The 309-nt window shown below is 64.7% G+C and carries 1 protein-coding gene; it reads right to left on the minus strand.

The window, feature by feature from the left end; translation table 11 throughout:
- On the minus strand, positions 1-309 hold a 309-nt coding region (locus CYJ76_RS11945; RefSeq protein ID WP_180802313.1), incomplete at both ends, for a UPF0182 family protein.

Below are 309 nucleotides of genomic sequence, written 5' to 3' on the forward strand. Positions count from 1 at the left end.
TCAGCAGGTTACCGTTCGTCAGGTCGTTCGTGCCCTTCAGCAGAGTACGCTCGCGGGCGATCTCGTCGGAGGACATCATCGTGTCCTGCGCCTGGTTCGGGCCCAGCGTCTGCGTGCCCGTCGGCAGCACCCGTACGTTGATCTTTCCGTAGTTATCCGGGTCGGAGCCCACAGACATGTGGGCTGCCAGGAACTCACGGCGCAGGCCACGGAACGGGGTAATCAGCTGGAAGGAGGGCTTGTTCGTCTCCGGGTCGGAAGCCACCACGTAGTACGGCGGCTGCGCGTTGTCCTGGCGGTCCTGCGGGG

The organism is Kytococcus schroeteri, assembly GCF_002847825.1.
In the GTDB taxonomy this organism is placed as follows: domain Bacteria; phylum Actinomycetota; class Actinomycetes; order Actinomycetales; family Dermatophilaceae; genus Kytococcus; species Kytococcus schroeteri.